This is a genomic window from Syntrophotalea sp., from assembly GCF_050253115.1.
GTDB lineage: Bacteria > Desulfobacterota > Desulfuromonadia > Desulfuromonadales > Syntrophotaleaceae > Syntrophotalea > Syntrophotalea acetylenica.
Genome location: NZ_JBFWJQ010000066.1, coordinates 1 through 2515, shown reverse-complemented (window position 1 = coordinate 2515; position 2515 = coordinate 1). Strand labels below are relative to the sequence as shown.

Here is a 2515-nt window from a genome sequence, read left to right as displayed (position 1 = left end):
ACCTTTGGCCTCGGGCCTCGAACCTTTCCCCTAAACCTTTCCTCTTGTTGTGCCGAAAAGATATCAAGGCACGAAACATCGTCCGCTATCGACCTTTTGACGGGAGTCTGCCGCATGACCAACACCCTTAATCCTGCTGTCGCTGCTACCGCTTTTGGTGGGCAATCCCGGAATATCTCATCGAATAAAAAGGATGAGGTCGCGAGCCTGCGCAAAAGCTGTCAGGATTTTGAAGCCATCATGCTCAAGAGCCTCCTCAAGGAGATGCGTTCCACGGTACCCAGGGACGGCCTGCTGGACCAGGGCAACGACCAGGAGATGTTCCGGGATCTGATGGATCAGGAAGTGGCCACGCAAATCGCGCGCAGCCAGGGTATCGGCATCGCGGATAGCCTTTTCAGGCAGCTGAGCAAAAACCTTGAATCGGCCCGGGGGGACTGATGTGCGGTTGGGGCGGATTTTTTTCAGAAAAAGATCTAAAGTATTCGCGCAACCTGCCGATATGAAGATCAAAGCCCCTTTCAGCCGGGCCAGTTAGTATCCATCCGGAAACTCCGGATGGATACTGCGTAGTTTTCATATGGGAAACGAGCAATTTTTCGTTGTGGCCAGGCAATCAAGGGGTTGCGCGGAGGCGTACATCGGTACGCCGCACAAGCAAGCCTGCGGATTGACGCCGCCACGGCGGAAAAGGGCCGTTTTCGGATGAAAACCAGTTAGCGTCCCCGGCTGCGTAGAACCGGCTGCTACCACGGAGGGTAGGACCATGAGCATAAAAATCAACGGTAACGGCTTCAACGGCGTCGGCCCCGTCGATCGCCTCAAAAAAAACGACAAGCCCCGGAAAAACGAAAATGCCGGCGCAGGCGGACTCGATCGGGTCCAGTTCTCTTCGGTCATTTCCGAGGCCATCCGCGTCAGGGAAACGGCCGCAACGTCCGAAGCGGCGCGTGCCGAAAAGCTGCAGTCGCTCAAGGAGCAGATCGCCGAGGGCAGTTACCGTCCCGACGCCACAAAAGTCGCGGCCAGCCTGCTTAAATTCCTGGCGGACAACAAGGGTGAATGATGAACCGCGATCTTGAGCAGAAACTGCGTCAGCTGCACGATCTGATCCTGCGGGAACGAGAGCATGCCAAGGCGCTGCGCATCGAGCAGATGCTGGCCACGGTGCGGGAAAAAGAGCAGCTGCTTGCCGGCATCGATCTGCAAAAGGCTGATCTCGCCGATGCACAGGTGCAGGAACTGGCCAGAACCGTGCGCGAGGAAAACCGCCGCAATGCCTACCTGTTTTGGGCAGCGTTGCGCTGGGTACGCGACCTGATGGGATTTTTCGGGCGGCACAGCTGCGACACCCTGTACGGTGCCGGCGCCGCCCCCCGCCAAGTCACCCACGGCGGCGCCCTGCTCTCGGGGAGGATCTGAGATGGGCCTTAGCGACGTTCTGAACATGGGAAAAACCAGCCTCGCCACCCATCAGACCCTGATGGAGGTGACCGGCAACAATATCGCCAACGTCAATAGCGAGGGCTATTCCCGGCAGAGCGTCGAACTCGGCACCGTCCCCGCCCTCAACTTTCGCGGGTTTCAGATCGGGCGCGGTGTCACCGCCAGCAACATCCTGCGGGCACAGGACACTTTTTTGAACCGTCAGATCCTGGATAAAAACAGCGCGCTCGGCGAGCAGGCGGCGCAGACCACGCCCCTGGCGGAGCTGGAAACCCTCTTCAACCTCGACGAGGACAACCTGAGCGCCCGAATCGACCGTTTTTTCGACAGCTGGGAGCAACTGTCCGTCACCCCCGACGGCAGCGTCGAACGCGACAGCGTGCTGCAGAATGCAACCCTGCTCGGCGACGCTTTTCATGCCATGTCCAATGATCTGGGCAAGCTGTCGCAACAGCTCGACAGCACCCTCGCCGACAGTCTCTCCGGCATCAATCAGCAACTGCGGCAGGTTGCCGATCTGAACCAGCGCGTTGCCACCGTCGAAGCCAGCGGTGTCAACGCCAACGCCGACCGCGACAGCCGCGATGCGCTGCTGGAAGAGCTTTCCTACAGTCTCGGCATCAAATCCTATGAAAACAAGGATGGCAGCATCGACGTGCAGCTGCAATCCGGCCTGCCTCTGGTCAGCGGCAGTCAGGCCTTTGCCCTGGAAACCGTTGACAGCGCATCCGGCGCGGTTCTGCAGGTCAATCTCGGCACCAGTTCACGACCGGTCGACGCGAACAGCCTGGGGGGCGAATTCAAAGGCCTGACCACCCTGCGGGATGAATTCATTCCGCAGCTTATGGACAACCTCGATCAGCTGGCCTACAGCCTGGCAACCGAGGTCAATGGCCTGCACAGCGCCGGCACCGGTCTCGACGGCTCCACCGGGCAGGCTTTCTTCAGCCTGGCACCGAGCAGCGGAGACAATCCCTGGAGCGGTGCCGCCGCCAGTATCGAAACCGTCCTGACCGACAGCAGACAGATTGCCGCCGGACAATCCGCCGCCACCGGCGACAACCGCAAC

Annotated in this window: 4 protein-coding genes; all 4 read left to right on the top strand. The window is 59.7% G+C overall.

The window, feature by feature from the left end; all coding sequences use genetic code 11:
* Positions 1-114 precede the first annotated feature (114 nt).
* Entirely contained in the window at positions 115-441 is a 327-nt protein-coding gene (locus AB7E65_RS08250; protein WP_320360656.1) for a rod-binding protein, read from the top strand.
* 325 nt (positions 442-766) lie between these two features.
* Complete coding sequence (gene flgM / locus AB7E65_RS08245; protein ID WP_320360657.1) at positions 767-1066, top strand: flagellar biosynthesis anti-sigma factor FlgM; 300 nt, start codon at positions 767-769, stop codon at positions 1064-1066.
* On the top strand, positions 1063-1422 hold the full coding sequence (locus tag AB7E65_RS08240; RefSeq protein ID WP_320360658.1) for a hypothetical protein: 360 nt from the start codon (positions 1063-1065) through the stop codon (positions 1420-1422). The genes flgM and AB7E65_RS08240 overlap by 4 nt, the downstream gene beginning before the upstream one ends.
* Before the next feature lies 1 nt (position 1423).
* Positions 1424-2515: flagellar hook-associated protein FlgK (gene flgK, locus AB7E65_RS08235; protein ID WP_428745633.1), on the top strand; the 1092-nt coding region annotated here is incomplete at its 3' end.

What these genes read in the sequence shown, in the direction of transcription:
- flgM (WP_320360657.1), top strand. Translation starts at nt 767, where the DNA reads ATGAGCATAAAAATCAACGGTAACGGCTTCAACGGCGTCGGCCCCGTC.
- AB7E65_RS08250 (WP_320360656.1), top strand. Translation starts at nt 115, where the DNA reads ATGACCAACACCCTTAATCCTGCTGTCGCTGCTACCGCTTTTGGTGGG.
- AB7E65_RS08240 (WP_320360658.1), top strand. Translation starts at nt 1,063, where the DNA reads ATGATGAACCGCGATCTTGAGCAGAAACTGCGTCAGCTGCACGATCTG.